This window comes from Mesorhizobium sp. M7A.F.Ca.CA.003.01.2.1 (assembly GCF_003998945.1).
Taxonomy (GTDB): Bacteria; Pseudomonadota; Alphaproteobacteria; order Rhizobiales; family Rhizobiaceae; genus Mesorhizobium; species Mesorhizobium ciceri.
Genome location: NZ_RZRA01000542.1, coordinates 1 through 3878 on the forward strand (window position 1 = coordinate 1; position 3878 = coordinate 3878).

A 3878-nucleotide genomic window follows, 5' to 3' on the forward strand; every position below is an offset into this window, starting at 1 on the left:
CTCATCACGTCATCCGGTTGACCGCGACAGATACAAGCCCGCCCACATAACGACAAATCCAGCAAGAACGATCAGCAGCAACCAGTTCATACGCCGACGCATGCTCTGCGTTTCCGCGTCCCGCGCGACGTCCATGTTGGTGATGGTGTGGAACATCATCGCCTTGCGCGGAAAGCCGCTGCGGTTGGTCAGGTCAGGCGAGCGCGCCTCTATGCGATAGCTCAGCCGGATCGCCTGGATGAAGACCGCCAGTATGGCGAGTGCCCAGACACCGGCCAGCAGATAGACCCCCGTCATGCCCTTACCTCTCGTATTTCTCGACCTTCTGTTCGATGGCACCGAAGATCGAATGCCCAGCCTTGTCCTTCATCTCGATGCGCACCGTGTCGCCGAAGCGCAGGAATGGCGTTTTGGGTTCGCCTGACACAATGGTCTCGATCATGCGCAGTTCGGCGATGCAGGAATAGCCGGCGCCGCCGGCCGAGACAGGCTTGCCCGGCCCGCCGTCGAGCTTGTTGGAGACGGTGCCGGAACCGATGATCGTGCCGGCGGCCAATGGCCGTGTCCTTGCTGCATGAACGATCAGCGCCGGAAAGTCGAAGGTCATGTCGATACCGGCATTGGCGCGGCCGAACGGCTTGCCGTTGAGATCGGCAAGCAGCGGCAGGCTGACCTTGCCGCCGTCCCAGGCATCACCCAGTTCGTCCGGCGTCACAGCGACCGGCGAAAACGCCGAGGACGGCTTTGATTGGAAAAAACCGAAACCTTTGGCCAGTTCCGGTCCGGTGAGCGCGCGCAACGTAACGTCGTTGACCAGCATGACCAGTCGGATCGCTGCCTTTGCTTCTTCGAGGCTTGCACCCATCGGCACGTCGTCGACGATGACAGCGACCTCGCCCTCCATGTCGATGCCGAAGGCTTCGTCAGCCGTGCGGATCGGATCACGTGGCGGAATGAAAGAATCCGAGCCGCCCTGGTAGATCAGCGGGTCGGTCCAGAAGCTCGCCGGCATCTCGGCGCCGCGCGCTTTGCGCACCAGCTCGACATGGTTCACGTAAGCCGAGCCATCGGCCCATTGATAGGCACGCGGCAGCGGCGAATGGGCGTCATGTTCGTGGAAGCGCTCCGCCGGCATCGCATTGTTCTCAAGCGATTCCGCTATTGTCGCGAGATGCGGGGCGATGCGCCGCCAGTCGTCGAGCGCCGCCTGCAGCGTGCGAACCAGGAACGAGGCGTCGGTGAAGCGTGTCAGGTCGCGCGAGACGACGACGAGTTTCCCGTCGCGCGTCCCGTCCTTCAATGTGGCAAGCTTCATGCGGTTTCCTCTCCTGCTGCAGCTTTGGCGCTGCTTAAGCCCACAACAAGACCGTCGCGGGCGATCGTCAAGTCGCCGTTCCAAGTTTTCCTGACGGCGGCAGTCCAGTCGGCCTCGCCTATCAAAGAATCGTCGGCCGGAATGAGGTGGTTGAGCACCAATCTCTTCACGCCGGCATCGCTTGCGATGCTGCCGGCCTCTTCGGCAAAGCTGTGGCTGGCGAGCAGATGCTCTCTGAGCCGCGCACCATTGCCGGTCCTGGCCACCAGTCGCTCGATGCCTTCTTCCAGCATGGCTTCGTGGACGAGGATGTCGGCGCCTCGGGCAAAATCGGCGAGCGGCGGATAAAAGGCCGTGTCGCCGGAGAACACCACGCTTTTGGCGCCATGCTCGAAGCGAAGCGCAAAACAATCGGTCACCGGCGGATGCTCGACGCGCAGCGCCGAAACCGTCAAGCCGCCCTGCGCGACCACCTGGCCTTCGCCGAATTCGCTGATCGACACCAGATCGCGAATATCCGGCCGGCCTTCGTCAACGATGCGGATCTCGATGTCGAACTCCATCGCCTGGCAAAAGCGCCGCCAGTAATGACCGGTGCCGGGCGGACCGAACACGCCGACGGGCGTCGCGAGGCCCGCCGTCCAGGCGGTGTGGATCAGCGGCCCCAGTTCAAGCACATGGTCGGAGTGCAGATGCGTGATGAAGATCAGGTCGAGCGACTTCAGGCTGATGCCGGCATCGACCAGACCACGCGTCACGCCAAGGCCGCAGTCGACGACGATGCTGCGGCCGCCGATCTGCAGCAGCGACGAACTCGGCCATGGACCACCCGGCCGCAATGCCGGGCCACCCTTCGAGCCCAAAAGCACCAGCCGATCCGGCATTGGCTCGGTGATCAAGACCAGTCGCCCTCGGGCGTGCCGTTGAAACGCTTCTTCAGGTCGGCCCAGCAGTCGATGTAGTTGTCCTGCCGGGTTTCGAGCTCGGCGCCGTAGCGGGTCAGCATCTGCGGAAATCGGGTCTCGAACATGAAGGCCATGGTGTTGTCGAGCTTGACCGGTTTCAGCTCCGCGCGCGAGGCCTTTTCAAAGCCAGGCGCATCCGGCCCATGGGCCAGCATCAGATTGTGCAGGCTGATGCCGCCAGGCACGAAACCTTCTTCCTTGGCGTCGTACTGGCCGTGGATCAGGCCCATGAACTCGCTCATGATGTTGCGGTGGTACCAGGGCGGCCGGAAGGTATCTTCGGCCACCAGCCAGCGCGGCGGGAAGATGACGAAGTCGATGTTGGCCGTGCCCTCCTCGCCGCTTGGTGCCGTTAACACGGTGAAGATCGACGGATCGGGATGGTCGAACAAAAGCGCTCCGACCGGTGAAAAGGTCGCCAGATCATATTTGTAGGGCGCATAGTTGCCGTGCCAGGCAACGACATCGAGCGGCGAATGGCCGATCTCGGTGACATGGAAATTGCCGCACCATTTCACGATCAGCCGGCACGGCGTTTCCTTCTCCTCGAACCAGGCGCAAGGCGTCTTGAAATCGCGTGGGTTGGCCAGGCAATTGGCGCCGATCGGGCCGCGATCGGGCAGCGTCAACTTGGCGCCGTAGTTCTCGCAGACGTAGCCGCGCACTTCGGCGTCGACCAGCTCGACCTTGAAGACCAGACCGCGTGGCAGCACGGCGATCTCGCCGGGCCGCAGCTCAATGACGCCCATCTCGGTGACGAAGCGCAATGCGCCGACTTGCGGCACGACCAGCAACTCGCCGTCGGCATTGAAAAAATGATCGTCCGCCATCGAGGTGTTGGCGACATAGACATGCGCCGCCATGCCGGTCTGCCCGAGCACGTCGCCAGCGGTTGTGATGCTGCGCATACCGGCGATGAAATCGGTCGGCTCCTTCGGCATCGGCACCGGGTTCCAGCGATACTGGCCGAGCGCCAGTTCATGATCGCCGACATTGGGCGCACTCTTCCACAAGGGATAGCTCGCCGCCTTGAAGCGGCCGGTGTGCTTGACGCTCGGCCGGATGCGGTAGAGCCAGGACCGCTCATTGGTGCCGCGCGGCGCGGTGAAGGGCGAGCCTGAAAGCTGCTCGGCATAGAGGCCGTAGGCCGGCCGCTGCGGCGAATTCCGTCCCTGCGGCAACGAGCCGGGCAGCGTCTCGGTCTCAAAATCGTTGCCGAAGCCCGGCATATAGGAAAAGGCCATTGCTTCCTCCCGGAATGGATCTCAATTGACCAAACTGGTTTCATTTGTAACCATCGAAAATGTAACCATCAATGGCGGCTTTGAAAAATGGCGATCAGGAGCGAAGCGTCCGACGCGGCTGAAATTCTCAATCTGGAAAACTTCCTGCCCTACCGGCTCTACCGGCTTGCCGACGCCGTCAGCCGCGAATTTTCGAGGATATACAAGGACAGCCATGGCCTGACGCGGCCGGAATGGCGCACCCTTTCGGGGCTGGGGCAGCATGGAACGATGACTGCGACCGAACTCGGCGAGCAATCGGCTATGCACAAGACCAAGGTTTCACGCGCCGTGGCTGAACTCGAGCGGCGGCGC

Annotated in this window: 5 protein-coding genes; 1 reads left to right on the top strand and 4 read right to left on the bottom strand. The window is 62.4% G+C overall.

The window, feature by feature from the left end:
- Positions 1–9: 9 nt before the first annotated feature.
- From EN969_RS20640 to hmgA, 4 genes are read right to left on the bottom strand one after another with little or no spacing between them, the layout of a single operon-like run.
- A complete protein-coding gene (locus tag EN969_RS20640; protein WP_063167738.1) occupies positions 10–297 on the bottom strand; it encodes a hypothetical protein in 288 nt (95 codons plus the stop codon).
- Between the two features lie 4 nt (positions 298–301).
- Positions 302–1315 (bottom strand): fumarylacetoacetate hydrolase family protein, encoded by a 1014-nt coding sequence (locus EN969_RS20645; protein WP_063167737.1) that lies wholly within the window; start codon positions 1313–1315, stop codon positions 302–304.
- Entirely contained in the window at positions 1312–2199 is an 888-nt protein-coding gene (locus EN969_RS20650; protein ID WP_032899759.1) for an MBL fold metallo-hydrolase, read from the bottom strand. The genes EN969_RS20645 and EN969_RS20650 overlap by 4 nt, the downstream gene beginning before the upstream one ends.
- A gap of 11 nt (positions 2200–2210) precedes the next feature.
- Entirely contained in the window at positions 2211–3524 is a 1314-nt protein-coding gene (gene hmgA, locus EN969_RS20655) for a homogentisate 1,2-dioxygenase (protein WP_024505602.1), read from the bottom strand.
- Positions 3525–3611: 87 nt separating this feature from the next.
- On the opposite strand from hmgA, the gene EN969_RS20660 reads away from it, so the two are divergent.
- Positions 3612–3878, top strand: a 267-nt coding sequence (locus tag EN969_RS20660; protein ID WP_127419352.1) for a helix-turn-helix domain-containing protein, incomplete at its 3' end; no start/stop codon positions are given.